The organism is Pseudomonas sp. FSL W5-0299 (genome assembly GCF_005930655.1).
Lineage (GTDB): Bacteria > Pseudomonadota > Gammaproteobacteria > Pseudomonadales > Pseudomonadaceae > Aquipseudomonas > Aquipseudomonas mandelii.
Genome location: NZ_RXHX01000030.1, coordinates 44294 through 71181 on the forward strand (window position 1 = coordinate 44294; position 26888 = coordinate 71181).

At 57.1% G+C, this 26888-nt stretch carries 24 protein-coding genes and 2 pseudogenes; 10 read left to right on the plus strand and 16 right to left on the minus strand.

Annotation, left to right across the window (positions count from 1 at the left end):
• Positions 1–102: 102 nt before the first annotated feature.
• The 8 genes from FHL16_RS26330 to FHL16_RS26370 all read right to left on the minus strand — a co-directional run bounded on the left by FHL16_RS26330 (position 103) and on the right by FHL16_RS26370 (position 10614).
• The gene (locus FHL16_RS26330; RefSeq protein ID WP_077749721.1) at positions 103–1155 is read right to left on the minus strand and encodes a Gfo/Idh/MocA family protein; all 1053 of its coding nucleotides are present in this window, start codon (positions 1153–1155) and stop codon (positions 103–105) included.
• Between the two features lie 145 nt (positions 1156–1300).
• Positions 1301–2311: a Gfo/Idh/MocA family protein gene (locus FHL16_RS26335; RefSeq protein WP_077749722.1), complete on the minus strand. Its 1011-nt coding sequence runs from the start codon at positions 2309–2311 to the stop codon at positions 1301–1303.
• Positions 2312–2343: 32 nt separating this feature from the next.
• Positions 2344–4275, minus strand: coding sequence for a 3D-(3,5/4)-trihydroxycyclohexane-1,2-dione acylhydrolase (decyclizing) (gene iolD, locus FHL16_RS26340; RefSeq protein WP_077749723.1), 1932 nt, complete (start codon positions 4273–4275; stop codon positions 2344–2346).
• 170 nt (positions 4276–4445) lie between these two features.
• Positions 4446–5267, minus strand: a complete 822-nt coding sequence (locus FHL16_RS26350; RefSeq protein WP_077749724.1) for a TIM barrel protein — start codon at positions 5265–5267, stop codon at positions 4446–4448.
• 25 nt (positions 5268–5292) lie between these two features.
• Positions 5293–6795: a CoA-acylating methylmalonate-semialdehyde dehydrogenase gene (locus tag FHL16_RS26355; RefSeq protein WP_077749725.1), complete on the minus strand. Its 1503-nt coding sequence runs from the start codon at positions 6793–6795 to the stop codon at positions 5293–5295.
• Positions 6796–6839: 44 nt separating this feature from the next.
• Complete coding sequence (gene iolB, locus FHL16_RS26360; protein WP_077749726.1) at positions 6840–7649, minus strand: 5-deoxy-glucuronate isomerase; 810 nt, start codon at positions 7647–7649, stop codon at positions 6840–6842.
• Positions 7646–8539: a myo-inosose-2 dehydratase gene (gene iolE, locus FHL16_RS26365; protein WP_077749727.1), complete on the minus strand. Its 894-nt coding sequence runs from the start codon at positions 8537–8539 to the stop codon at positions 7646–7648. The genes iolB and iolE overlap by 4 nt, the downstream gene beginning before the upstream one ends.
• A gap of 137 nt (positions 8540–8676) precedes the next feature.
• Positions 8677–10614 carry a bifunctional 5-dehydro-2-deoxygluconokinase/5-dehydro-2-deoxyphosphogluconate aldolase gene (locus tag FHL16_RS26370; RefSeq protein ID WP_077749728.1) on the minus strand — a complete coding sequence of 646 codons (1938 nt, stop codon included), beginning with the start codon at positions 10612–10614 and terminating at the stop codon, positions 8677–8679.
• A gap of 311 nt (positions 10615–10925) precedes the next feature.
• Here FHL16_RS26370 and FHL16_RS26375 point away from each other — a divergent pair, with 311 nt between their 5' ends.
• Both FHL16_RS26375 and FHL16_RS26380 read left to right on the plus strand, forming a co-directional pair.
• Positions 10926–11846 carry a MurR/RpiR family transcriptional regulator gene (locus tag FHL16_RS26375; protein ID WP_077749729.1) on the plus strand — a complete coding sequence of 307 codons (921 nt, stop codon included), beginning with the start codon at positions 10926–10928 and terminating at the stop codon, positions 11844–11846.
• Positions 11847–11921: 75 nt separating this feature from the next.
• Positions 11922–12533: a glutathione S-transferase gene (locus FHL16_RS26380; protein WP_077749730.1), complete on the plus strand. Its 612-nt coding sequence runs from the start codon at positions 11922–11924 to the stop codon at positions 12531–12533.
• 71 nt (positions 12534–12604) lie between these two features.
• Here FHL16_RS26380 and FHL16_RS26385 read toward each other — a convergent pair whose 3' ends face one another.
• From FHL16_RS26385 to FHL16_RS26395, 3 genes are all read right to left on the minus strand, one after another.
• A complete protein-coding gene (locus FHL16_RS26385; protein ID WP_077749731.1) occupies positions 12605–13696 on the minus strand; it encodes an alkene reductase in 1092 nt (363 codons plus the stop codon).
• A 21-nt stretch (positions 13697–13717) separates the two neighbouring features.
• Positions 13718–14740, minus strand: a complete 1023-nt coding sequence (locus FHL16_RS26390) for an LLM class oxidoreductase (RefSeq protein ID WP_238706194.1) — start codon at positions 14738–14740, stop codon at positions 13718–13720.
• 105 nt (positions 14741–14845) lie between these two features.
• Complete coding sequence (locus tag FHL16_RS26395; protein WP_077749733.1) at positions 14846–15757, minus strand: LysR family transcriptional regulator; 912 nt, start codon at positions 15755–15757, stop codon at positions 14846–14848.
• Between the two features lie 345 nt (positions 15758–16102).
• Here FHL16_RS26395 and FHL16_RS26410 point away from each other — a divergent pair, with 345 nt between their 5' ends.
• The 3 genes from FHL16_RS26410 (at position 16103) to FHL16_RS26420 (ending at position 19102) form a co-directional block, all read left to right on the plus strand.
• Complete coding sequence (locus tag FHL16_RS26410) at positions 16103–17206, plus strand: DNA alkylation repair protein (protein WP_077749734.1); 1104 nt, start codon at positions 16103–16105, stop codon at positions 17204–17206.
• Positions 17207–17561: 355 nt separating this feature from the next.
• Positions 17562–18383, plus strand: a complete 822-nt coding sequence (locus tag FHL16_RS26415; protein WP_077749735.1) for a hypothetical protein — start codon at positions 17562–17564, stop codon at positions 18381–18383.
• Positions 18384–18616: 233 nt separating this feature from the next.
• Positions 18617–19102 (plus strand): GNAT family N-acetyltransferase, encoded by a 486-nt coding sequence (locus tag FHL16_RS26420; RefSeq protein WP_202979497.1) that lies wholly within the window; start codon positions 18617–18619, stop codon positions 19100–19102.
• Between the two features lie 117 nt (positions 19103–19219).
• Here FHL16_RS26420 and FHL16_RS26425 read toward each other — a convergent pair whose 3' ends face one another.
• Positions 19220–19456: a retron Se72 family effector protein gene (locus FHL16_RS26425; RefSeq protein WP_077749736.1), complete on the minus strand. Its 237-nt coding sequence runs from the start codon at positions 19454–19456 to the stop codon at positions 19220–19222.
• A gap of 1 nt (position 19457) precedes the next feature.
• On the minus strand, positions 19458–20639 hold the full coding sequence (locus FHL16_RS26430) for a reverse transcriptase family protein (RefSeq protein ID WP_077749737.1): 1182 nt from the start codon (positions 20637–20639) through the stop codon (positions 19458–19460).
• A gap of 720 nt (positions 20640–21359) precedes the next feature.
• Between FHL16_RS26430 and FHL16_RS34555 the strand changes: the two genes are divergently transcribed.
• Entirely contained in the window at positions 21360–21641 is a 282-nt protein-coding gene (locus tag FHL16_RS34555) for a hypothetical protein (protein ID WP_238706195.1), read from the plus strand.
• 203 nt (positions 21642–21844) lie between these two features.
• Positions 21845–22036: a hypothetical protein gene (locus tag FHL16_RS34560; protein WP_238706196.1), complete on the plus strand. Its 192-nt coding sequence runs from the start codon at positions 21845–21847 to the stop codon at positions 22034–22036.
• A 204-nt stretch (positions 22037–22240) separates the two neighbouring features.
• Here FHL16_RS34560 and FHL16_RS26440 read toward each other — a convergent pair whose 3' ends face one another.
• Together FHL16_RS26440 and FHL16_RS34770 are read right to left on the minus strand one after the other, a co-directional pair.
• Positions 22241–22603 (minus strand): DUF6124 family protein, encoded by a 363-nt coding sequence (locus FHL16_RS26440; protein ID WP_010459606.1) that lies wholly within the window; start codon positions 22601–22603, stop codon positions 22241–22243.
• Positions 22604–23231: 628 nt separating this feature from the next.
• A pseudogene (locus FHL16_RS34770) lies at positions 23232–23369 on the minus strand (DUF6124 family protein); the annotation flags it as partial.
• Between the two features lie 534 nt (positions 23370–23903).
• Between FHL16_RS34770 and FHL16_RS26445 the strand changes: the two are divergent.
• The 3 genes from FHL16_RS26445 (at position 23904) to FHL16_RS26455 (ending at position 26411) form a co-directional block, all read left to right on the plus strand.
• Positions 23904–24254, plus strand: a complete 351-nt coding sequence (locus tag FHL16_RS26445; protein ID WP_042932121.1) for a hypothetical protein — start codon at positions 23904–23906, stop codon at positions 24252–24254.
• A 181-nt stretch (positions 24255–24435) separates the two neighbouring features.
• Positions 24436–24855 carry a PAS domain-containing protein gene (locus FHL16_RS26450; protein WP_010459602.1) on the plus strand — a complete coding sequence of 140 codons (420 nt, stop codon included), beginning with the start codon at positions 24436–24438 and terminating at the stop codon, positions 24853–24855.
• Between the two features lie 5 nt (positions 24856–24860).
• On the plus strand, positions 24861–26411 hold the full coding sequence (locus FHL16_RS26455; RefSeq protein ID WP_077749738.1) for a diflavin oxidoreductase: 1551 nt from the start codon (positions 24861–24863) through the stop codon (positions 26409–26411).
• Between the two features lie 6 nt (positions 26412–26417).
• Here the strand turns inward: FHL16_RS26455 and FHL16_RS35115 are convergent.
• Positions 26418–26519, minus strand: a pseudogene (locus tag FHL16_RS35115) (DUF6124 family protein); the annotation flags it as partial.
• Between the last annotated feature and the right edge of the window lie 369 nt (positions 26520–26888).

The window sequence follows — 26888 nt, forward strand, 5'->3', positions numbered from 1 at the left end:
AGTAAGCAGGCAAGCGGGAAAAGCTGTGAAAACGAGCGAGAGGCAGTTCGCTGGAAATGACTTTATTGGAATATTATTTCTATATCAACTCATTTTAGAATTTTATTCTGATTTTGTTCCATGGCTCTCAAACGGGCTCAATTCCACGACCTGACGCCGTTCGAAACTCAAGCGCGCAGCGTCTAGAACGCGGGTGGTCGCCAGTGCATCACGGGCTTCGACAGGCAGTGGGCCACCGCTCTGTAACGCGGTTTGTAGCTGCAAATAGAACTGATTCCAGCATCCGCGTTCCGACGGCACCCGCTCACGCACTTCGCCCTGTTCAAACCAGCCCCAGCGGCGATGCTCTTCCCCGCCCCAGCGCTCACCCTCGGATTTCGGCGATAGCCCGGCGAGCGCTGAAGCTTCCTGCCCGTCCAGGCCATCGACGCTGTAACAACCTTGAGTGCCGGTCACGCGAAAACGCGGGCCGGGGGTGTTTTGCAGGCAACTGCCGCCCAGGTGCGAGATCACTCCGTTGGCGTGGGTCAGGGACACAAAGAAGCCGTTGTCGAAGGCCTGGTCTTTTTCCAGGTAATCCAGCTCGGCGTACACCCGGGTCACCGGGCCGAACAGCAGCAACGCCTGATCCACCAGGTGGCTGCCCAAATCGCGCAGGAAGCCGCCGCCACTGCCGTTGTTCACCGATTGCGGCGAGTAACGCTCGATCCGCGACTCGAAACGGGTGACACGGCCCAGAGCGCCGGACTCGATGAGTTTGCGCACGGTGAGGAAGTCCGAGTCCCAGCGACGGTTCTGGTAGACGCTGAGCCGCACGCCCTGGCGCTCGGCCATGGTGATCAGGGTTTGCGCTTGCTGCGCATCGGCGGCAAACGGCTTGTCGCTAACCACCGCCACGCCGTGTTCGATGCCGTCGAGCACCAGCGCCGGGCGCCCCTTGAGCGGCGTCGACACCACCAGCACATCGATCCCGGCTTCGACCAATTGGCCGATGCTGTCGAAGGCCGGTACGCCGGGGTGTTCGGCCGCCAGCAATTGTCGGCGTTCCGGGGAACGGGTGACCACGCCCACGAACGTCGCCGCCGGCAGGCTGCTGATCAGCGGAGCATGGAAAAACCGGCCGCCGTGACCGTAACCGACAAGTCCGATGCGCATGAAAATGTTCTCCTTATAAATAGCTGCCGGATATACACGCCCCCTGTGGGAGCGAGCCTGCTCGCGATAGCGGAGTGTCAGCCGACATTAATGTTGAATGTGCTGGCGCTATCGCGAGCAGGCTCGCTCCCACAGGGGACGGTGCTCAACCGTAGAAACGGGGGCGGTCAGGGAGTGTGACTTTGATGATCGCTCCGCTGTTTTGTGCTTCGATGCAGGCGTCGGCAGCGACGGCGGCAGCGAAGCCATCCCATGCTGACGGGCCTCCGACCTGCCCCGCTCGCACGCCATCAATGAAGGCCTGCAACTCCACGTCATACGCCGCAATGAAGCGATCCTTCCAGTCCATCAAAATCGCGTTCGACAACTTCGCGCCACTGCGCAGTTGAACCTGCGAAGGCTCCGGCAGTTTGGCGATGCCGGTCTCCCCCACTACTTCGCACTGGATGTCGTAGCCGTACTGGCAGTTCACGAACACTTCGACGTCGATGCGTGTGCCCTTGGCAGTCTCCAGCAGGACGATTTGCGGGTCTTTCAAATGCGCGAGGGCCTTGCTGCTCTTGCGTGGGAACACCACTTGCACGGACACGTAATCGTCATCGAGCAACCAGCGCAGCACGTCGAGTTCGTGAATCAGCGTATCGGTGATGGCCATGTCGGTCTTGTAGTTCTCGCCCACGGTCGGGTTGCGGTGCGCGCAATGGAGCATCAACGGTTCACCGATCTGACCGCTGTCGATCACCGCTTTGAGTGCACGATAGCCTTCGTCATACGGCCGCATGAAACCGACCTGCACCAGGCGCTTGCCGTGGGCCACTTCGGCCTCGACGATGTTGCGACAGCCTTCGGCGGTGACGGCCAGGGGCTTCTCGCAGAACACCGGTTTACCCGCCGCAATCGCCGCCAGCACAAACGCTTCGTGGCTCGGGCCCCAGGAGGTGACGAGGATCGCTTCGACTTCTGGCGCGTTGATCAGTGCCAGGCCGTCGGGGTAGACCTCGGCGGTCAGATTCAGGTCCGACACGACTTTGGCCGCTTGCTGCAAATTGATGTCGGTGACGGCGACCACTTGGCTGTTGAGCAAGGTCTGGCTGCAACGACGGATGTGGTCCTGGCCGATGGCCCCGGTGCCGATGACGCCTAACTTTAATGACATGTAAGGACTCCTTATTATTCGATTCAGGGCAATCAGTACTGACGGGCCTTGGCCAGTCGTTCATTGAGGGTCTTGGCCACCGCGTTGGTGCGGGCGCTGGTGGAGACTTGCGCCACACCGACCCGCCACCACGACAGGTAGCCATGAATCATGGTCTTGGGCAGGACCTTGATGTCGATCAGCGTCGACACGGTCTGCAAACGCGCATCCGCCAGCGCGGCTTTCAGCTCGTCAGCGGTGTTCACTTTGTAAGTCTTGCAGCCATAGGCCGCAGCGCTCATGGCGAAATCCACCGGCACAAAACCGCCATCGAGCTTGCCGGTGTCCGGGTTGCGGAAACGGAACTCGGTGCCGAAGCTGTCCATGCCGTTGCCCATCTGCAAGTTGTTGATGCAGCCGAAGGTCATGTTGTCGAGCAGCACCACGTTGATCTTGCGGCGCTCCTGGATCGAGGTCGCCAGCTCCGAGTGCAGCATCATGTAGGAGCCGTCGCCGACCAGCGCATAGACCTCGCGCTCCGGCTCGGCGAGTTTCACGCCCAGTGCGGCGTTGACCTCGTAACCCATGCACGAATAACCGTATTCGACGTGATAGGTGTTCACGCCCTTGCTGCGCCAGCTGCGCTGCAAGTCACCGGGCAGACTGCCGGCGGCGGCGACGATCACGGCGTCATCAGCGAGGGTTTCGTTGAGCACGCCGAGCACGCGGCTCTGGGTCAGGCACGAGCCGGTCAGCTCGATGAATTCGCGCAGGACCGCCGGGTCCATGTGGTCGTTGATCTCCGGGGAGAAGTCTTGAGTCTGGTACTCGATCTGATAGAGACGATCGACCTCCTCATCCAACTGAGCCTTGGCCTGACGCGGTTGATCGCCCCAGCTGGAACGGTAATCGCCCAGCGCTTCGGCCAGCGCCAGCAAACCGGTTTTCGCATCCGCCAGCAGTTGCACGCCATCCAGTTTCAGGGCATCGCACGGGCTGATGTTGAGGTTGAGAAACTGCACGTCCGGATGCTGGAACAGGGATTTCGACGCGGTGGTGAAATCGCTGTAGCGGGTGCCGATACCGATGATCAGATCGGCGTCTTTTGCCAACAGGTTCGCCGCCAGGCACCCGGTTTCGCCAATCCCGCCGACGTTCAGCGGATGGCTGGACACCACCGCGCTCTTGCCGGCCTGGGTTTCGGCGAAGGGAATGTCGAAGCGCTCGGCAAACGCCTGTAACGCCGCGTTGGCCCCGGAGTATTTGACCCCGCCACCGCAAATGATCAGCGGTTTGCGCTTGCCTTTGAACAGCGCCAGCGCATCACCCAGCATCGCATCGGTGGCCGGACGACGTTCGATGCGGTGCACGCGTTTTTGCAGGAAGTAATCGGGATAGTCGTAGGCCTCGCCTTGCACGTCTTGCGGCAAGGCCAGGGTCACCGCGCCGGTTTCGGCAGGGTCGGTGAGCACCCGCATGGCGTGGATCGCCGCGGTCATCAACTGCTCGGGGCGGTTGATGCGGTCCCAGTATTTGCTCACGGCCTTGAATGCGTCGTTGGTGCTGATGCTCAGGTCGTGGAACTGTTCGATTTGCTGCAACACCGGGTCTGGCTGGCGGCAGGCGTAGACGTCGCCGGGCAACAGCAGCAAGGGAATGCGGTTGGCGGTGGCCGTCGCGGCGGCGGTCAGCATGTTCGCAGCGCCTGGGCCGACGGATGAGGTACAGGCGTAGATTTTGCGCCGCAGGTGTTGCTTGGCGAAACCGATGGCGGCGTGGGCCATGCCTTGTTCGTTGCGGCCTTGATGGACGATCAGGTCGCCGCTGCCCTGCTCCAGGGCTTGCCCCAGGCCCAACACGTTGCCGTGGCCGAAAATGGTAAAGATCCCGGCGACGAATTTGCTCTGGACCCCGTCGACCTCGATGTACTGGTTATCGAGGAATTTCACCAGGGCCTGGGCCATGGTCAGTCTTGTTGTGGTCATGCGGCACCTTCCTTTGAAGCTGAATCCGGTGTGTGCTGTGAAATGCGATCACTGTGGGAGCGAGCCTGCTCGCGATGGCGGTGTTTCAGGCGACATTAATTTTGCATGTGCCGCCGTCATCGCGAGCAGGCTCGCTCCCACAGTTGATCTCCATCAATTCGAATACGGTGTCAGGCCTGGGATTTGTTCAGGTGATTCATGCTTGCTCCAATGGCCTGCTCGATGTTGGCCAGGCCATGGACGCTGTCGGCAAACGGCTCGAATGACAGGTAGTCGCTGTAACCGCCGCTGAGCAAGGTGTCGATCTGTGCGGCATTGCCAAGAATGTCGCCCTCGCCCACCAGCACGCGATGGCCGTCGCGGATCGTCGCCAGCGGTGCCTCGGCATCCTCGACGCCGGAGATATGCACCAGCCCTGTCAGCTCGGGGAAAAACTCCTGCTCACACGCCAGGTGATGGTGAAAGGTGTCGTGGACGAGCCGGAACACATCCAGCCCACCGACAACCTTGATCGCTTCCACCGCCGTGCGTTTAAGCCGCAGCGAGCATTCTTCGAAACCCAACGGCTCGATGAAACCGAGAATGCCGTGATCGCGCAGGATCGGCGCCAGTTCACTCAAGGCGGTGCGCAACCCTGAAGCGCGCTCGGCTTCGCTACGAGTATCCGCGCGATCATTCAGCGGGCACATGACCACCCCCTGCGCGCCGCAATCACGAGCATAAGCCGCCAGTTTCAAGGCCAGCGTCCGGCGCTCGTCATTCCACACATCAAACGGGTACAGCGCGTTGATCGACAGCACGCTGATGCCTTGGGCCGCGCACAACTCACGGACGCGCTCGGGCGCGGTGCCGTCTTCTATCTCGACACCCTTGAGGTCATTGCGAATCTCGATGGCGTCAGCCTTGAGGGCCACCGCCAGGTCGATGAACGCGGGCAGGGACAAACGTGGGGCGACCATACGGTTCAGGGCGAAACGCAGGGGTTTGCTCATTATTGTTATTCTCCGCACAGGTGAATCACTTGGCTGTCGGCATGCTGAATTCAGGGCCCTTGGCGATGCTGTCCGGCCAGCGTTGCATCACGCTTTTGTAGCGGCTGTAGAAACGGATGCCTTCTTCGCCATAGGCGTGATGGTCGCCGAACAGCGAGCGTTTCCAGCCGCCAAAGGAGTGCCAGGCCATGGGCACCGGAATCGGCACGTTGATGCCGACCATGCCGACCTTGATAGTGCGTGCAAACGCTCGGGCGATGCCGCCGTCGCTGGTGAAACATGACACGCCGTTGCCGAATTCGTGGGCGTTGATCAACGCCACGGCACTGGCGAAATCCGGGACGCGGACGATGCCCAAGACCGGCCCGAAGATTTCCTGCTGATAAATGCTCATCTCGGTAGTGACGTGATCGAACAACGTCGCGCCGACGAAGAAGCCGTTCTCCGCCCCCGGCACCTTGAACCCACGACCATCGACAATCAGCTGCGCGCCCTGCGCCACGCCCTGGTCGATAAAGCCTTCGACCTTGGCCTTGTGTTCGGCCGTCACCAACGGCCCCATGTCACTGTCGCCCTGCATGCCGTTGCCGACCTTGAGTTGATCGATGCGCGGCAGCAGTTTGGCAATCAGTTGGTCTGCAACATCGCCCACCGCCACGGCAATCGAGATCGCCATGCAGCGCTCACCAGCCGAGCCGTAAGCCGCGCCGATCAAGGCGTCTGCGGCCTGATCCAGATCCGCGTCGGGCATGACGATCATGTGATTCTTCGCCCCGCCCAGCGCCTGCACCCGCTTGCCGCGCGAGGTGGCTTGCTGGTGGATGTACTCGGCAATCGGCGTCGAGCCGACAAAGGAAATCGCCTCGATGTCCGGGTGTTGCAGCAGCGCATCGACCGCTGTCTTGTCGCCCTGAACCACGTTGAACACGCCGTCCGGCAAACCGGCTTCGGTCAGCAAACGAGCCATCAGCAAACTGGCGGATGGGTCGCGTTCGGAGGGTTTGAGAATGAAGCAGTTACCGGTAACCAGCGCCAGTGGGATCATCCACAGTGGCACCATCACCGGGAAGTTGAACGGCGTGACACCGGCGCACACGCCCAGCGGCTGGCGCAGGTTCCAGTTGTCGATGCCGCCGCCGATGTTGTCACTGAATTCGGTTTTCAGCAGGCTCGGCGCGCCACAGGCGTATTCGACGATCTCGATGCCACGGGTGACTTCGCCCTTGGCGTCGGAGAACACCTTGCCGTGTTCGCGGCTGATGATTTCGGCCAGTTCGTCGTGATGACGGTCGAGCAACTCCTTGAACTTGAACATCACCCGCGAACGGCGCAAGGACGATTGCTCGGACCAGGCCGGGAATGCTTTCAGGGCCGAGGCAACGGCATCGTCCACGGTCTTCGAACTGGCCAGCCCGACACGCGCTTGCACCTCGCCGGTCGCCGGGTTGAAGACATTGCTGAACCGCTCGCTACCGCTGTCTTGCACGTGACCGTCGAGGTAATGGCCGATGACCGGGGCGTCGCTCATTGTTCTTGTTCTCCGTTCGAATAGTGGAATTCAGGCTTTTTAGATCAGAGATCAAGCAGCCAACTGTGCTGCGGATCGTTGTGGAACTGCCAGACCCGTTTCGGGCCGGCCATCACGTTCAGGTAATACGACTCGTAGCCGTAGGGCACGCTGACCGGGTGATAACCCTTGGGCACGACCACGAGATCGCTGTTTTCCACGGCCATGGCTTGATCGATGCTGCGGTCGTCGGTGTAGACGCGCTGGAACACGAAACCCTGGGGCGGGTTGATCTGGTGGTAATAGGTTTCTTCGAGAAAGCTCTGGTGCGGCAAATCGTCGGTGTCGTGCTTGTGCGGCGGGTAGCTCGACGAGTGTCCCGACGGCGTGCGCACTTCCACCACCAGCAGCGAATGGGCGGGCTCGGTGTCCGGCAGGATGTCGCAGACGTAACGGGTGTTGGCGCCCTTGCCGCGCACGCTGCGTTTCATGGTGTCGGGTTTGATCAGCCGTGGACCGAGGCCCTTTTCGGCGGAGCCCGGTGCGGCGCAGACGGCGATCTGCACATCGCTCAACGCGACCACTTGCGCCTGACTGCCCGGCGGCAAATAAGCGGCGAACGGCGATTTGTCTTCGAACACCGACTGGCGATCGCCGAGGTTGTCCCAGTCGAAGGCGCCCTGCCCCGGCGCTTCACCGTTGATGCTGACCCGGCCGCTGAGCAGCACCAGGCACAGCTCTTTATCGCCCGCCGCCACCGGCAAGGTTTCACCCAGGCTTAGGCGGTAGGCAGCGAAGCCGACGTATTCCAGCTCACCTTTGCCCAACTCGACCATGGTCCGGCCACGGGCATTGCTTTTGACCAGCAGGCTCATAGCGCAATCCTCTCGTCGAGCAACGCACGCAAGGTGTCGTAGCCTTTTTTCGCGTAGACGTAACTCGGCGCCACGGCCGGGTCTTGCTCAGCCTCGACCACCAGCCAGCCGTGGTAATCGTTGGCCAGCAACACATCGAGCAGCGCGGCGAAGTCGATGTCGCCATCGCCGGGCACGGTGAAGGTGCCGTTGATGATGCAGTCCGGGAAGCTCCACAGGTTGTTGCGCGCCAGTTGCACCACCGGCTTGCGCACGTCCTTGAAATGCACGTGGCAGATGCGTTCGATGTGTTTGCGCAAGACGTGCAACGGCTCGCCGCCACCCATGTAGCAATGGCCCGAATCAAACAGCAGACCGACTTCGCTGCCGGTCAACGCCATCAATTTGTCGATGTCGGCCGGGGATTCGACGTAAGCGCCCATGTGGTGGTGATAGGCCAGGCGCACGCCTTGGGACAGGGTGAAACGCGCCAGTTCGGTGAGCTTGTCGGCGTATTCCTGCCAGGCCTGTTCGGTGTGGAAACGCGGGCGTTCAACCAAGGGGATGCGCTGACCCTGAATCGAGTCAGCCACTTCACCGTAAACCAGCACCTTGGCGCCGTTTTTCGCCAGCAACTCGACGTGACTGCCAATGGCGTCGATTTCTTCGGCCACGGAACGGCGCGCCAGACGGCTGGAATACCAACCGGACACCAGCGCCAGATCGTAAGGCCGCAGCACGTCACCGACGCCTTTGGCATCCTTGGGGAATTTGCCGTTGAGTTCAAAACCTTCGTAACCGATCTCCTTGCCTTCGCTCAACGCGGTGCTCAACGGCGTCTCGCCACCGAGGGACGGCAAGTCGTCGTTGCTCCAGGAGATCGGGTTGATGCCAATTCGGATAGCGGGCATGGCTGCACCTTTTTGTTGTTTTCTAAATTTCCGTTGAGTCTGAGGCCGACTTCGCGGGCAAGCCTCGCTCCTACAGATCAACGCGGCTTCCCGTAGGAGCGAGGCTTGCCCGCGAAGAACGATAACGCGGTGTCGCGTCAGGCGCGGGCCGTGCGCCAGGCGTCGATGAGTTCGACGAAGGTGCCCTGCACCTGAGCAATCAGCGCCTCATCATCGATTTCACCGGCCAGCCACGCGCGGCTCGGTTCCTGGAAGATCGTCCTCCCCACCGCGAACCCGCGACAGGTCTGGCTCTGGCTCGCTTGCTGAAACCCTTCGGCCAGTGCCGCCGCCGGCGCATTCAGCCCCAGCAACACCACGCCCCGGCAATACGGATCTCGCTCCTGAATCAACTCATCAAGCTGCTTCCACTCCTCGGCACTCTGCGCTTCGATCTTCCACCACGCCGGGTAAATCCCCAGGTTGTAGAGGCGTTTCAGCGCGCGATACAGCACGTCCGGATGGGTCGACGGATGATCCTTGGGCGGGATGATTTCCAGCAGCAGTTCATGACCGCTGACCTGGGACGCCTGATACAACCCCTTGATCTGCGCTTCCTGTTCCAGGCGCAGCAACGGCTCATCATCAGGATGAAATTGCACCAGGCACTTGATGATCTGCTCTTGCGGCCAGGCAATCAGGTTGCTGCCGATCGAGCGGCCATGTTCGAAGGCCAACGGCCGTGAGCCCTGCACTTCCACTGGCCGCGCCACCCACCAGCCACGACCGGTGGCGGCGTTCAGCGAGTCCTGGCCGAAACGCTGATCGGCCAACAAGCCGACATCCGCTTCGATCCCTTGCTCGCGCAAATCCGCTTCGACCCGTTCCACGGCTTTGATAAAGAGTTGCTTGAGTTCGCAGATGGCGTTGAGGTCGCGACCGCCCTTGTGCGCCAGTTCCACCAGTTGTCCACGGTGATCAAAGGCAAAAATGAACAACTGCCTCCACTGTTTGCGCGGCACGCTGACCTGATGCAGACGCTGCAGCACTTCGTCCTGATCCGGCCGGGTAATCGGCACCGGGCTGTTGAACAGGTAATCGAGTTCGGCACGGGTCGGCATCGCCGGGGCGCAGGCATGGCGCGACACCACCAGCCCGCCGCAAGCATTGGCCAACTGGCAGCAGCGCTCATCGCTGGCGTCTTCCAGCCAACCGCTGAGGAAACCCGACATGAATGCATCGCCGGCCCCCAACACGTTGAGCACTTCCACCCGGACGCCGGGGTAAATCGCCCCGTCTTCAAGCCGCACCGGAATCACCCCGTGAATCACCGTGCAACCCTGCGGCCCGAGCTTGACCACCAGCGTTGCGTCGCTCAAACGCCGAACATTGCGCAACGCGGTGAGCAAATCCTCGGAACCGCCCGCAATCAAAAACTCTTCTTCAGTGCCGACAATCAGGTCAAAACGCGGCAGGATTTTCTGCACATGCTGGCTGACGTTCTGATCGGCAACAAACCGGGTTTCCCCGTCCGCCTTGCCCGCCAGCCCCCACAGCACCGGGCGATAATCGATATCGAGCACCCGTTTGACGTTGTGCTTCTCGGCGTAATCCAGCGCCTGGATGCTCGCTTTATAGACGCCGTCGGTGGAGAAATGGGTGCCGGTGATCAGCAAGGCTTTGCTGGAGGCAATAAAGGCTTCGCTGATGTCCTCGGCCCGCAGCGCCATGTCGGCGCAGTTTTCGCGGTAGAAGACTAAAGGAAAGGTTTCGCGGTCCTTGAGACCGAGCAGGACCATGGCGGTCAAGCGTTCCGGATCGACCTTGACGCCGCTGACGTCACAGCCTTCACGCGCCAGGGATTCCAGGAGGAACCGCCCCATGTGGTCGTCCCCTACCCGGCTCAACATCGCCGATTTCAGGCCCAGTCGAGCGGTGCCGAACGCGATGTTGGCGGACGATCCCCCAAGGTATTTGGCGAAGCTTGAAACATCTTCCAGCCGCGCCCCGACTTGCTGCGCATAGAGGTCGACGCCAAGGCGCCCCAGGCAAATCAGATCCAATTGACGCCCACTGGCAAAACGAGTCTGGCCCATGCTGGCTCCTGTTATTTTTATCAGCCTGCGTTCGGGGCGATGGAGGCGCCGAACGCTCTTGGTGGGATGCAGACTAAAACGACCGGGACCGAACAATCAATAATTATTCCAAATAATTTTTACGTGGAATATTTTTTCCAATAAACTTTTACAAAAGCATTCCAGACACAGTGCATCGTTTCAGCAAACCGCACGCCGGCCGCAAGCTCAAGATTTTATTCCGGCCTACCCTGTAGACTGCGCACAGCCAACCTATTGTCAGGGGCCGACACACCAGTCAGCCCTATAAGAACAAGCCAGAAGGATTCCCTATGTCCCGCACCGATCAGCCGGCTACGACCGAGAGCACGCCCGACAGCGATCTCGCCAGCCCCCCGATCAATGCCGAGCGTCTGTTGCAGCTGATCACCAACGAATACGAAAGCCTGCCGCGCCAGCTCAAACGCATCGCCAGCTACATGAGCCAGCAAAGCGACCGGATCATGGTTGACCGCATCAGCGACATCGCCCGCGAGTGCGAAGTCCACCCGTCGGCCATCGTGCGGTTCTCCCAGCGTTTCGGGTTCAGCGGTTTCAGCGAAATGCAGGCCCTGTTCCGCGAGGCGTACACGCACAAAACCACGCCGGTTCAGAACTACCAGCAGCGCATTCGCAGCATGATCGCCAACAAATCGCAGAAAGCCAGCGGCGGCGACCTCGCCCGCGAGTGCATCGACGCGACCCTGTCCGGCATCGAACGGCTGGGGCTGGAACTCGATGACCAGGCCTTCGACAAAGCCGTGGACCTGGTGGTCAACGCCGACAACATCTACGTGGTCGGCGTGCGCCGCTCGTTCGCCGTCGCGGATTACCTGGTCTACAACCTGCAACACACCAACAAGCGCATCCATCTGGTCTCCGGCCTCGGCGGCAGTTATCGCGAGCAGATGCGCAGCGTGCGCGCCAATGACCTGGTCATCGCCATCAGCTTCACGCCCTACGGCAAGGAAACCCAGCACTGCCTGCGCATCGCCCAGCACAACCAGGCGAAAACCCTGATCATCACCGACAGCAACCTCTCGCCCCTGGCCAAGCGCGCCAACACCGTGCTGCTGGTCAACGAAGGCAGCTCGTTCGCCTTCCGCTCGTTGAGCGCGACGTTGTGCCTGTGTCAGGCGCTGTTCATCGCCGTGGCCTATCGACTGGAATTGAAGGTCGACGAGATACACGAGCAAGTCGGTTTCGAAGATTAACCAAGGCCGTTTGCAGGTCGCCGAACTTCAACTAAGGTAGTCCATCCCGACATGGACACCTGAAGGAGCGGCTCAATGAAACTGATCGGCATGCTGGATTCGCCCTACGTGCGGCGCGTGGCCATTTCCGCCAGACACCTGGGCGTCGACCTGGAGCACGAGTCGGTTTCGGTGTTCCGCCACTTCGAGCACTTCCAGCAGATCAACCCCGTGGTCAAGGCGCCGACCCTGGTGCTGGACGACGGCGAAGTGTTGATCGACTCGACCCTGATCATTGACTACCTCGAAGCCCTCGCCGGCCCTGGCAAAAGCCTGATGCCCGGCGACCTCACGCAACGACTGCGCGCATGGCGCCTGATCGGGCTCGGGTTGGCGGCGTGCGAAAAGTCCGTGCAGCTTTACTACGAACGCAACCTGCGCCCCGCCGAAATTCAATACCAGCCTTGGGTTGAGCGCGTCGAAGGGCAACTCGCCGCAGCCTATTCAGCGCTTGAACGCGAGCTGGAAAAACAGCCTCTGGCAAACGGTGCCTTGATCGAACAAGACGGCATCACCCTCGCCGTCGCCTGGAGCTTCACCAACCTGGTGACACCGGACCAAGTCGACGCCTCACGCTTCCCGCGCATCGCCGAATTCACCGCGCAGGCGGAAAAGCTTGAGGCCTTCATCAGTACCCCGATAACCTGACCGGCCCCCTCGAACGGACCCGACCATGACCGCCGCCGAACAACCTGCCCCGGCGCTGCACGACGGGTCCGCTAGGCACTTTCTGCGACTGGCGACGAGTACGCGGGATAATCGATGTAGCCATGCGCTCCCCCGCCGTAGTAAGCCTCCCTTCCCGCTTCGGCCAGTGGCCAGCCATGGCGCAAGCGATTGACCAGATCGGGGTTGGCTATAAACGGCCGGCCAAACACCACCAGGTCGCTTAATCCTTCTTCGATGGCCTGCTGCGCGGTTTCAAGGGTGAACCCGCCCGACACCATCAAGGTGCCGTCGTAAGCTGCGCGGAAGTCTTTTTGAAAGTCCGCCGTGCCGAGATGGCTCGCATGCATGTAGGCAATCTGGCGTTGGGACAGTGCTCCGGCCAGAGCGAGCCAAGTGGCCTCTTCGCCATCGAACGGGTGCAGGTCCGCCAAGTGGGCAAAAGGCGACACGCGCACACCCACCTTCGCACTGCCGATCTGCGCACTCACCGCATCGACCGTCTCAAGCAGCAATCGCAGGCGATTCGCGATCAGTGCACCACCGTAGCGGTCTTCACGTGTGTTGAAGCCGCCGTTGATGAACTGTTCAAACAGATACCCGTTTCCGGCGTGAATTTCGACGCCGTCAAAACCTGCCGACAGGGCATTGGCCGAGGCCAGGCGAAAGTCTGCAATGACCTGCCGAATCCCCTCGGCATCCAACGCCACGGGCGCACTCACCGGAACTTGCCCAGGCTTGCCGTCGCTGTCGTAAGCATGCACCAGCGTTTGACTGGCCGGCATGGCCACAGGCGCGACAGGCGAGCGTCCGTCCAACAGCGAAGAGTGCGAGACGCGCCCCACATGCCAGAGCTGGAGGAACATGCGTCCCCCGGCTTGATGAACCGCATCAGTCACGCGCTTCCAGCCTTCAATTTGCGCTGCGCTGTGGATCCCCGGGGTATACAGGTAGCCACGTCCCTGCGGAGAAACCTGCGCGCTTTCACTGATGATCAGGCCGGCTCCGGCGCGCTGGGCGTAGTAGGTCGCCATGTCTTCAGACGGCACGGTGCCCTCGACGCGAGCGCGGGTCATCGGCGCCATGACGATGCGATTGGGCAGTACCTGACCCGCGAGGTCATAAGAGTCGAAAAGTGATGACATGAGTGATTCCTCCGCGTGATCTCAGGCATGTGACGGGAAGTACGGCAGAACGTACTCGCCGAGTTCGTCGAGGATTTCGCCATAGGGTTGACGGCTGACCTTGGGGTTGAGCGCGATATGCGAAACACCGGCAGATTGCGCGTGCTCCAGGTAATTGCGCAGGCCGTTGCGCCCTGCCCGGAAGCCACCCTGGATGCGCTGGAATGGCTGATCCGGGTTGTCGCTGAGGTCGAAATAGCCGCCCAGGCCCAACGGTTTGAAAGCGTTGCGGTTCTCCGCCTCCTGCACGGCGGCGTGCCAGCTCTCGCCCAACGCTGCCAACCGCTCCGGGCTTTGGACGCCAGCAAGATAGCCATCAAGGTGCTGAGCCAACCATTCAACGCTCTGTTGCGCCTGGCCGACAGCAATGGACGGGACGCGGCCATACGGCGCTTTCGGCACCAGGTCCAGGTTTCCGAGTGAGCCACCGAATCGCTCGGAGCGGAAACGCGGAAAGCTCTGCTCAATCAGGGTTCGAAACACCGAAAAAGCATCACGGTAGCGATCACCACGGGATTCATAATCGATGCCCAGCATCGGGTAATCACTGTATCGATCACCCGAGGACAGCCCCAACACCAGTCGACCTTCACTGAGTTGATCGAGGGACGTCGCTTGCTTGGCCAGATACATCGGATCACGGGTTGGCAGCACAATACCCGTGGTGCCCAAGACAATGCTGCGGGTGGCGGCGGCCAGGTAACCGATGTAGACCAGCGGCTCAAAGATCTGCGCCACATCACCATAATCCGGGTCGTAGAAAGGTATGTCGCGCATCCACAAGGCACCAAAGCCCAGCGCTTCGGCGCGTTGCGCCATCTCCACGTGATCACGCATGGTCGGCGCCGGTCTGCCCGGGTGGGTTTCGAGGGGCAAAATCAGGCCAATCGTGAGCGCCCGCGGTTTAAACAAACGTTGAAACCCGGGATGGCGCTCAAGCGAAGGATGGGCGGTCGGTAAAGTCGCAGGTTGAGCTGGCGGCGAGAAGTGGGTGGCGGTAGTCATGATGGCAGTCCCGTGAGTGACGATGACTGCCATATTTATTGATTCCTCAGTCTGGATAAACAGCAGTTCGCGCCCATTACACGGTCCGCTGAGTCCCCAATATCGCTATCTTTCCCACGGCACGCCTGTTTCCCAACGCTCGATCAACAGGTCAATAAACCTGCGAACGCGGGGGGACAGGTGACGCTTGCTGGTGTAGACGACTCTGATGGGATCAGGAGGTGCGCGATAGGGTTTCAACACTTCCACTAACGTGCCATCGCGCAGGTCGTTACCCGTAATGTAGGTCGGCAGATGAATCAGGCCGATGCCTGCCAGCGCCGCTTCTCGCGTGGCTTCTGAACTGTCGATGTTCAGTCGCCCCGGCTGTTCGTAGAGATGAAGGCCGGCAGGTGTCTGGTACCGCCAGACGGTCGGCCGCTCCCCACTGAATAAAGCGATGGTGTCATGCCCGACAAGGTCAGCGGGCGTTTGCGGCACGCCGCGTTGGGCCAGATAAGCAGGCGATGCACACGTCGCGAATTGCTGCCAAGCCACGGTACGGGTAAATAATTGGGAGTCATCTTTGGGCATGCCAATTCGTATGGCGATGTCGATGCCCTCCTCGACCAGATCAACAAAGCGGTCGGTAAACCAGACATCCGCCCGCAGTTCAGGCCACTGCTTCAGATAAGCATCCAGAATCGGCAGAATGTGGCGCTGACCAAAGGACAGCGGTGCCGTGAGCTTAAAGGTCCCGGTGGGCCGCCCACGACGCAAGGCCATGGTCGCTTCCACTTCATCCAGATCTTCGAGAATCTGACGCCAGCGCTCATAGGCGACCTGCCCCTCGTCCGTCAGGCTCAGTTTGCGCGTCGTGCGATTGAGAAGCCGTGCACCCATCCGGCTTTCCAGGCGAACTATACTTTTCCCCACCGCCGACCGGGTCAGGCCAAGAGAAGCCGCCGCAGCGGTAAAGCTTCCAGCCTTTACGGCGCAGACAAATGCAGCGATGTCACCCAATCGGTTGGCTTCCATGGGTCGCTTTACTCCAGGACATGCATAGAGTGTATGTGGAGCGTGAGGCCCATAAAATTTCCTGTTCATTTATCAATAGGACCGGATCATGATCCTCAAGCGCGCAGGCTCGCAACCCTCGATAAAAGGCCCGGAAGCGTACTTCACAGGCACCGTCCGTATGGACCCACTCAACTCCCCTCCCGAACCGGCCCGAGCGTCCATCGTCAGCGAACGTCGATCCCCCGGGGAATGATTTGACCCGTGAGCCTGCAACTATCGCGAAATTCACCGCGCAAGCAGAAAAGCTTGAGACCTTCATCAGTACCCCGATAACCTGACCGGCCCCCTCGAACGGACCCGACCATGACCGCCGCCGAACAACCTGCCCCGGCCCTGAAGGAAATCTTCAACGCCGAACGCCTCAAACACATCGCCACCGAAATGACGGCGGTCTACCCGGCGTTCAACGCCAAAGCCTTCCTGAAAATGGCCAACGACGGCCTCGCCGACCTGTCGATCATGCAACGCATGGCCCGCGTCAGCGAATGCCTGCACGCCGTGCTGCCGCTGGACTACGACGAATCCCTCGAAGTCCTGCGCGCCCTCGCCCCCCGCCTCAACAGCGGCTTCGTCAGCATCTCGCTGCCGCACTACGTGGCGATGTATGGCACGCATGACTTCGAGCAATCGATGGACGCGCTCAAATACTTCACCGCATTTGGTTCGGCAGAATTTGCGATCCGGTATTTTCTGCGCAGCGATCTGCAACGGTCATTGGCGCTGATGAAGGCATGGTCCCGGGATGACAATGAACATGTGCGGCGCCTGGCCAGTGAAGGCAGTCGACCGCGTTTGCCGTGGTCGTTTCGGTTGGAGCAGATTCAGAGCGATCCGACATTGGCGGCGGCGATTCTCGACAACCTCAAGGCAGATGACAGCCTTTACGTGCGCAAGTCGGTGGCCAATCACCTGAATGACATCACCAAGGACCATCCGGAGTGGGTGTTGGACTTGATTGAGGGGTGGTCGCTGGAGAACAAGCACACGGCGTGGATTGCCAAGCATGCGCTGCGCAGCTTGATCAAGCAGGGAAACCAGCGGGCGCTGGCGATTATTGGGGCCAGCGGTAAGGCAGAGGTTGAGATTGTTGGGGTGAAGGTGGAGCCGGCGGTGATTCGGTTGGGGGAGAAGATTACGTTGTCGTTTGCGGTGAAATCCACGGTGGCGGAGAGTCAGCGGCTGGTGATCGACTATGCGATTGATTACGTCAAAGCCAATGGCAGCACTTCGGCGAAGGTGTTCAAGCTTAAGGCGTTGACGCTGCTTGGCAAGGCGACTGAACGGGTCAGTCGCGGGCAGCAGATCAAGGAACTCACCACTCGGAAGCATTATTTGGGTGTGCATGCCGTGCATATTTTAGTGAATGGTGAGCGCCTGGCTAGCACGTCATTCGAAATCCTGACTTGAGACGTCGCTCTTCTGTAGAAGCGAAGCTTGCACATCTTGGCGTCAGGCCTGACCTTCTAAGTTATCGCAAAAAGCAATTTTGCCCTTCGCCATCCGCTTCGGGTCGACTACAAAACTTCGCGAAAGGCAGCAATCGACCAAAAGAGGCCATTTAACGCTTACGGAATCAGGAGCGACTCAGCTTTCCATTCTTCACGCTTTCTGTGGCAAGCTGCTGTCACTCATCATCCTCGGATATGTTGGCGATGACCTCCTGTAAATTTTTTGAGCTAAACATGTAAGGAAGGCGCCAACCGCGTTAAATTCCTTCCGGGGTATCCAAAATCTTCCGCATAGCAGCCTTAAGGACCATGAAATGGAATTCTCAAGCGATGTCTTCGACTTCGAACAATACCGAGCCTCAATGTCCGAAGCGGAGCGAAACATCACCGACGCACTACCGGAGGCGGTTGCGCATTTAAAGAAATGCGACCATTTGATTCTCTCAACTTTGGAAGGCTTGGGTTGCACCGAGTCACGCGCGGCGGCTGCTCACGCTCATTCTCTCTACTTGGCCGCCTGTAACCTGGCTCTCGGGGCACACCTGTCGGCAATATTCCCTCTTCTCAGAACGGCAATGGAGTCTGCCGTCTACGGCTACCTCTTCAATAGAGAGCCAGGTCTATCCCAAGCTTGGCTGGGCAGGCATGATGACGAAGAGGGTTTCCAACAGAGCAAAAAGTCCTTCACACCTGCGGTTAAGCGATTTGGCAAGTATCTTAAAGAGCATGATGAGCAATCGAAGGGAACACCTTACGAGAAACACATTATGGGGTTCTTCGATGCTGCTATCGACTTTGGTGCACATCCGAACCCGATCGCCCTGACTAACGCAACGACTGTCGAGCAGCATGACGACTTCGATAAGTTCAAATATGATTACCTACGTGTCGACTACCCCAGCGTCATTCAGGGTCTAGTAGCCACCTATGAATATGCCCAAGCAATCGCAATGATCAACCATTTTTCCCGCATGTGCGTAACTCCAGGAATTAAGGGCTTGGATGAAATGTTCTTAGGATTCGTGAAAGAAACGAATGGAATCTGCGACAAGCTCAATGGTAGCCCTATTGGCTTCGATTCAAGGTACTACACACAAATAAACAACTTGGTTAAACGTCCGCGGGACAAGGATTGAAACGCCTCTAGTTTCGTAGCCGCTGCCGCTTTCTAGCCGATTGCTGCCGCTTCCCACCAGCTACTTTGGGTCCAGGCTGAGCAAAAAAGAGGACGGATGTATTTTTCCGTCTTTTTTGGAAAATACATCCATCCCCTGTTTTTCCAGCGATGGTCATTGTGGGGAAAGAAATGCCTTAAAGTACTGCTTTATCCATTGGTAGAAGGCGTCGTAACGATCACGGGGAGGGGCACATGTCTCAAATGACTGATCCAATGAATGGCCTGATAAGCCTTCAGCACGAGATCAAAAAGAATGGCTTTCAAATGAATCCTTGTGAGTTGCATGTGGATCTTCAGGTTGTGCTGGATCGCCCTAATGGGGAGACACGCATCACTTACGCCATGGTTGATTTTGGGCGTGTACGAGCTTTTGTGACTTACGTTTCCGCAGACCCGGTACATGGGGTTCCATGCTTTGGCGTGGGTTACGCAGTCCCTGAAAAATTCAGGCGGCAAGGCCTTGCCGCGAAAATCATCAATAAAAGCATTGATGAAATGAAAAATGGGCTAGCTCGCAACGGCATTCAGAAATTTTACATTGAGGCCGTTGTAGGGGAATCAAATATTGCATCGAGGAAGGTAGCGGAAAAGGTATTATCTGCAACACCTGACCGAACTGGCATAGACGAATTTTCCGGGGAGCCAGCAATTACCTACCTTCGATTGATTGAAGCTTAAATAATAGAGGCCGCTTTGACGGCCTCAGTTGTTCCGGCAAAAAAAGTGGGTCAAAAAGAGGATGGGGCTATTTTTACATCCCATATTTGGAAAATAAATCAATCTGCTTCTCTGTCCTTATAGAACCAGGATTTGCTCTACTTTTTTAACATTTTTTGCTTTTGGGCCTTTTGGGGCTTTTTCAATGATGAAAGTAACTCGATCGCCTACGTTGATGTCGTGCCCCTCATCTTTAATGTCATCATAAAAAAAGAAAACATCTTTACCTTCCGCCCTCCTGATAAATCCATAACCTTTGAAGGCATCAAACGAAGTCACGAACCCCGAAAATATGACACGATCATCTTTCGACATACTATCCCCACATTTCAGATTTTGTAGGAGCGTTAATAAATCTAAGCCTAAGCATTTTCTTATACTGCCTAGCTAGAGGCTTATCCGTCCGAGTCAAAATACCTAACGAATACAACGTTTTATTCAAAGAGTTTATTACACCTGGCCTGACATGATGAGCAACTGGCTTTTTAAGTAACTTATCAGCCTCAAATATGATACTTGCTTTCATCTGATTATCATATTCGGGCAAAATTTCTGACATTCGGAGTCTTAGATCTTCCGCTTGCGTATGCTCTAAACGCGTCAACTTGGCAACCTGCCCCGAAACTCTATTCCACAGAGCATGGTACTCTTCAGAAAACCGGCATTTTGAATATTCTTTTTCGCAAATATACACTAGCTGCCTAATGTGCCGTCTTTCAGCTTTTCTAAGCTTTGGTATTCCATGACCGACCCATATCCCAGTAACCTTATATTCGGCTCTGACGTCGCTCGACGACTCTTGTTTGGTTTTTTTATTGTTAAGCCTAAGATTATGTTTTTTGAATATTGCCGCGACTTCTTTAATTAAACCCGTACTAGTTTCTTTAGTTATCGGTTGCATTGAGCTTATAGTTACATCATCCAACAGGCGCGTATAAGAAAAGCCTCGGGCCTTTATTCTGCTAACAAGGGAATACTCCGAATTAAACAAAACCAAATTGGCGACATAGCTGGAAGTACATGCCCCTTGCGGCACTCTGCCATCTCTCGTAACCAATTTCGTTAAAATATTTGCCACATCATCTGGAAAATTAAAAAGCCGAGTGAATATAGGCTTTACACTATCCACCTTGATATTATTATAAAAATCCTTTATATCAATTCCGATCAAATGCTTCGATCCGGCGTGGATGGTGCCATTTACAATATAGTCTCTTGGGTTTTCCTCATCCCTTATCCCACCTTGTAGGTAGGAAGGATAGAAAACCTGTTCGAAAAGCCTAGAATTAATTCTTTTTTGTAAACGCTTTAGCTCAAATTTCGGATCATAGACAATGCGCTCCTTACCTGATTTAGATGTAATACTAAATTCGGTATAAGAGTTAGAGGTATCTTCTGATAGATCTTTTAAGAGTTTCGGAGGCAAGCCTAAACATTTCGCGAGTGCTTCGACGCTTCCAATCGGTAGGTGGGGATAGTAAGGCTTGTCCTTTGCCACGGCTGCTCCTTGGTAAGCAAAAAAGATGAGAGTCAGTTAGCTATTATCACTTCCAATAAAAATTGAAAAGATCCAACGTATAACCCAACCAAAAACAGCTGAAACAGTCAGTTTTTTTATGGTTGCTCTTAAGTCAATTCCTTTCGTTGCGAGCCTGTCTCCAAGCTTCGTACGAATGCTCTTATTTTTTCTAGTCACGTAGATTACAACATGTAGTTTATACATCGCTTTTCTCCTCGAATAGACACCGCGAAATGCGATGTCCGGCCAGACCAAAGAGAGAAACAGCAAGGAATATGTATATTGACTTAAGAGGACTCTCAGCTTTTACGCCAGACAACCCTCGCAAGCGCAAATCGATTTCGCGCATGCCGCGCTCTGCGATTCGCACAGGGGTACCGAGGGGCCGGTCATGACCTCTTACGAGATCGCCAAAGAAGGCTTCGATTTCCTTGCAAACGTGACTTTTAAAGAGCGGAACAGGCGTGATACACCTGCGAGACTGATCCTAGGATAGGAGGTATGCCCTGTCAATCGCATTACTGCTATTTTTATGAACTTTCACGCTTAAAAACAATCATCTACCGCTCATCTGGTTTTTGTTGCAAAACAGACACCAACTACAAGCCTACTCTCCTCGCCGTAAATATCGTCACAGAGCTGGTCATACACTTTTCAAAACATAATCTAACTAACTAATTTTTAAGTACTTTTTATTTAGTGCTGCTTCGTAGTGCGTCTCCCATTGCCTCCGTCATCTTTATTCTCGAAAGCCGCTCTCCACTGATGAAGATGGTGGAAGCCATCGCCATTATCTCGCAGGATGCCCGCGAACTGGTTGCCCAGTATGAAAGCCAGGCACGCAGCTCGGCGCCGTCCGCTACGGACGAAAAGATTCGAGAAGCAGTTGTCGACAAAATCATCAGTCGCTATTCAAAGCTGGACCCACGTCTGGCACAGCCAATGCTCTTCCGGGTGTCATTCCCTGCATCGGCACTCTAGTGAGCGCTGTAGGGGCCGGGCTGCGGATATCTCGGTGTGATGAAGCTACAGATCGAAATGACCATGTGCCTGGCGGTGGCCATCAACGGCAAGATGTCCAACGAAGATGCCAAGCACAGGTAGTACATCATCGCGCTGTACGGTTCCCTTGAGCAGATGGGGTCTTCGGCGCCACCAAAATCGCCAGCAAGGCCGGCGTGCGCATGGTGCATCAGTATTTGAAAGGGTCGACGCTTCAGATCATCAAGGAATTATTCGCGAAAATCGGCAACTCGTTTACTCATAAAGCCGCGGACAAAGTGATCCCGCTCGGAATAGGAGTCATCGGCGGCGGAACGACGAATTACGCGCTCACCACCTACGTGGGAAAACCGCTCGCTACACTTTCCGTCTGAATCTGAAAGAAGAGGCGACCACGGAGTAACTGCCAACGTTCACGCCGCATTGTAGTGGCCGTCGGTTCTTCCGCCGGCTTCTGGCTGTGGATTCATTATTGATCAAATTACGCCCGAAAGCTGAGGCGTCATGCTCTCGGATGCCGACTTTCTAACCTCCCCTCTGTGACGACGGACGAACCCACCACCACAGAGGGATTGCCCTTACTCCTTCACTTCAACCTTATCCAACGCCTGATTCACCGCCAATTCCCCCAACATCACCACCTGCGTAATCCCCAGCAGCGTCTTGCGGTGCGAGTTATCCAGCAACGCCGCAAAATTGCTGAGCATGGTCGTCGCCGAGCCCAGTGATTCGCTGGCGTTGGCCAGCAGGGATTCGGTGTCGTATGCCGGGTTGGCGAGGAACATGGGTTCGGGTTCGTGGGTGCTGGCCATGATGTTGGCACCTGGATTGAGGTAGTGGTCGAGGGCGCGTTCGGCGGCTTCGTGTAGTTTTTTGGAATCGAGGGATTCGTAGGGGGATGCCGGATTGGTGTCCGGTGGGTTGGGAGTTGGTTTGATCATGAATAAAACTCCTGATACGAGTTTATTTAAAAGAGAGCCGTCACCCTCGCTACCAACGACAGGTGGCGGCCATACGCGGGTTGGTAGACCGGTCGTATCAGTTCCCGGCGCCCTCGAAAGGACCCCGCGCATGGCCACCATAAAAGGTGATGCTATGCGCCGTGATACGAAACCGGGCTACCAAACCCGATCACTGTTTTTCAGTGACCGGGAAACGATATAGCTCGCCCCACAGGCGCACAAGCCGGCGGATTCTGGCGTACGCGTAGGTAATGACGCAAGGCGTTGTAGGCCTTGGGACGTAACACTGAGTGTCTTTAAACGTGAGCCTTGAAACCTGTTTAAGTGCATCAACAGTCGAGCAAAACATCCGAGCCTGGATCTGGGGCGTCAGGTCTGACGCCATCGCGAGCAGGCTCACTCCTACAGGGGATTGTGTCGGCCTGAACGTTCGGGGCGAGTTTGCCTCTACTTGATGGGATGACTGGACCGGACCGGCCTCAGATCATGGATTGAATTTCAAATGCCGATTTCACCGGAAATTTGAGGTGGCACGGATACGGTTGCCGACGGACTCTCCCCTTTGACGAACGAACCGACCGCCACAAAGGGGTTTGGACTTACTCCTTCACCCCAACATCACCAACCGGGTAATTCCCAACAACGTCTTGCGGTGCGAGTTATCCAGCAACGCCGCAAAATGGCTGAACATGGTCCTAGCCGAGCCCACTGATTCGCTGGCGTTGGACAGCATGGATTTAGTGTCGTTAACGACTCGTCCAAACCCAAGGGGCTGCTTTGGGTCGATCTCCGTCCTCCACGACCGGCAGTCTTTTTCAAAAAGTTTTCTGAATGTAATCGGTTGTCCTCCAGCTGAGTGACTCAAACGCAATACAAGTTCACAACAGCCTTTGCTGACCGCACACGTGCAACCCACACAAGAAAACGCAGCAGCTGTCGCCCTCGATATTTAGCTGAATGGGGTCGGCTTTTATTGTGCGGCCGCACCTCCACCACTGCATATGAGCTGCTTTTAGGGGCCCGCGACACTTTAAACCTTCCAGTTCGCACGGCTGATCGACGGCAATAACATTCATGGGATGCGAGGGTTTCGCATACGTGACCGGGTAAGGATTGCCGAATTTCACATAGTCTTAAAGACTAGTCAGTAGTCATACGGACTAATATTTGTGTTGTACATATGACGACATGAATTCCTATCTAATTGATATATAAAGAATAAAATATTGGCATGCTTTATGGATTGTTTAGGGAAATGAACCCGAAGCAGGAATACGCCATGTCTCGTTCTATCCTCCTACCTTTCACCCTCTTCTTGTTGCTCTCGCCCGTGTGTATGGCCGATCAGGTCGTTCGTGAGGTGCCTGATACCACCGCCGGCAAGGCCGTCGGTGTCGTGACCGGGTTGATGGTCGGTGCCGTGGGTGGCCCCGTTGGAGCACTGATCGGTGCCGGCGCCGGATTCTTTGCCGGCAGCTCGGTTCAAGAAGCAACCGGCCTCACGGAAACCGCTTACGAAGTGAAAGACACCCAAGGCGAAATCAGCACCGTTCGCTCGCCCAATGCTCGCTTCGAACCGGGTCAGCAAGTCACCCGGAAAGGCCCGCGCCTGATACCTCAGGACAGCTGAAACCGCCATCGCCACGAACTCCTTTTTAGGATCCGCTCATGGGTCGGATCCTCTTTTTTCTCAGTATGCCCCTCAGTCAGTTGACTGATTTATAACGACTAAAAATAGAAGTGCCTAAGCCGTGGGTGCGCCGAATTCGAATTCGCAGCAACAACTTTTCAATCATTTCAGGGGAAACACAATGCAAGCCATCAACGCCAAAGTCTTGAGTGCACTGGAAAACGTCATGGTTATTTCCACCACTGACTTGCAAGGCAACATCACTTACGTCAATGACCTGTTTTGCAAGCTTACCGGGTACACCAAAGAGGAATTACTGGGCCAGCCACATAACGTGGTGCGCCATCATTCGGTGCCAAAGAGCACCTACAAGCAGATGTGGGACACCATCAAGAAAGGTGAGATCTGGACCGGCGTGATTCCCAACGTTGGCAAGGGCGGCGGCCTGTACGTGGTAGATACCACGGTGCAGCCGCTGTTTGATGAACAGGGAAATATCGTCGAGTACATCAGTATCCGCAGGGTAATCAACGACTTGATGAGTGACTTCGAAGCACTGGAGTTTTCCAAGGAGCAATTCGACGAACATTACGACAGGTAACCGTCATGACAGACGTAATCGAACGCATTGTGATCGGTTACGGCTCTGAGTCCGGCAATGCACGCGGGTTGACGCAACGCTTATTGCGTCTGCCCTGTCTGCAGCCGTATGAACTGGCCGTGCAGGATCTCAACTCGCTGAACCTCGACAAACTGACGCCTCGTGACGTGTTGATCATCGTTTGCAGCTCTTTCGGCGACGGTGATCCGCCGGTAAATGCCGATCGTTTCATGGATCAACTGAATGCTTCGCCATCCCTGAACGGCCAGCCCTACGCGATCTTCGGGCTGGGCGACACGGCTTACCCGACCTTCTGCGGTTTTACCAAAAGCCTGGATGCCGCACTGCTGCAAAAACAAGCCCGCCCGTGGATCACCCGCGTGGACGCCGACACCGATTTCGACGGTTTTTTCGACATCTGGTGCGCAACCCTTGCAGCAGTGCTCAAGGGTGATCGGCGTGCCGGCAGCACCTTGAACCTGCAAGTCACCGCCTATGGCGAAAACGCCGCGTGGCCGGCACGCGTCATCTCTCGCACCCGGCTGAACACCACGGCGCCTTACGCCTGGCAGATTCGCCTCGACATTGAAGGCAGCGGCATCAAGTACCGTGCGGGTGACAACCTGTACGTGCTGGCGCAAAACGATCCGCAACTGCTGGCGCAAATCAGCCAATGGTTCGGCCGCGAAGACGCCGCCACTTTGCTGGCTACCAAGGAGCTTCGGCAGCTGGGCAAATCGCTGCTGCGCGAACTTGCTCGGTGCAGTCAGCACGACACCTTGAAAACCTTACTGAAAGTCAGCAACCGCAAGGATCTGGAAGTCTATCTGTACGGCAAGGATGTGCTCGACGTGCTGGACGATTTCTGTGATCCCGCGCAGCTGAGCCTGGAAGATTTGATCGAGTGGTTGCCCGACTGTTTGCCGCGCGCCTATTCGATTGCCTCTCATGACAACCCCGGTTACGTGGACGTGTGCATTCGCGAAATCGCTTATGACATGGCGGACCGCTCGCGCACCGGCACTGCGACCGGGCACCTCACCGGGGAGCATCCCAGCGCCCGGGTATTTGTCCGCAGTAATCCGCGCTTTCACCTGCCACGCCAGGTCGGACACCCGGTAGTGCTGATCGGTACCGGCACCGGCATCGCGCCATTGATCGCGCTGCTGGAGCAGATGGAGCAGCAAAACAACCCTCTGCAAACCTGTCTGATCTTCGGGGACCGGCGCCGTGAAGCGGATTTCCTCTACCAGTCGCGCCTGGAAAATTGGCAAGCCAATGGCGTGCTCGATCGGGTGATTACCGCGTTCTCCCGGGACTCGCAAACCCGTTACTACGTGCAGGACGCAATGCTTGAACACGGTGCTTACTTGTGGGGAATACTGAACCTGGGCGCACATCTGTATGTGTGTGGCAACAAAAATAATCTGGAACGCGCCATCGAGCAGGCCCTGAAGAACATCGCAATGAACTTCGGCCAACTGGATGAGGACGACGCGCAGGCCTTCGTCGACGAGTTATCAGCCGGAAATCGCCTGCACAAGGAAGTGTATTGAGCCTATGAAGCGATGCCCGGCAACGGACGCCGAGCCCAGTGACTCGCTGGCGATGGCCAGCAGGGATTCTGTATCGTACTTGGGGTTGGCGAGGAACATGGGTTCGGGAAACCAGGAACCCGGCAGACCGTGAGGTCTCCCGCACAAAGCCGCCATTTCAAGGACCTGAATGAGCGTCCTGTGACAGGGCTATGCGACTGGCATTCCGGCGGGCTTGCAGACCCGATCACTGATGAGCAGTGACAGGAATCAAGTTACCGACGGGGCCCTGGACGCACAAGCCGGCGGATTCTGACGTACGCGTAGGCAACGACGCAAGGCGTTGTAGCCGTTGGGACGTAACACTGAGTGTCTTTAAACGTGGGGGCTCAAACATGTTTAAAACAGTGGATATCGAAGTGGGAGTTTTTGGCTGGAGTTGATGGCGTCTGGGATGACGCCATCGCGAGCAGGCTCGCTCCCACAGGGGGTTTGGGG